1 protein-coding gene is annotated in these 291 nt (G+C 29.6%); it reads left to right on the plus strand.

The window, feature by feature from the left end; all coding sequences use genetic code 11:
• On the plus strand, positions 1-196 hold a 196-nt coding region (locus LZP73_RS20260), incomplete at its 5' end, for a topoisomerase C-terminal repeat-containing protein (protein WP_234236733.1).
• Between the last annotated feature and the right edge of the window lie 95 nt (positions 197-291).

Here is a 291-nt window from a genome sequence, read left to right on the forward strand (position 1 = left end):
AAATTATCCTGAATGTAAGTTTACTTTAGCTGAACATTTTAGAAAGAAAAAACTAACCAAAACGAATGTAAAAGAATTACTGGAGGGAAAAGAAACCCTGGTAAAAGGAATCAAAAACAAAGAGAAAAAGCCCTACAATGCCGTTGTAAAAATTGGGGAAAAGGGATATATTGATTTTATCTCTTTTTCAAAATAAACATAAAAGCCCTTTAAAGAGGGCTTTTATATATTAATCACAAATCACTTATCACAAATCACAAGTGATTAATCACAAATCACTTGTGATTTGTG

Origin of the sequence: Shewanella sp. AS16 (assembly GCF_021412365.1) — a bacterium.
Classification (GTDB): domain Bacteria; phylum Pseudomonadota; class Gammaproteobacteria; order Enterobacterales; family Shewanellaceae; genus Shewanella; species Shewanella salipaludis.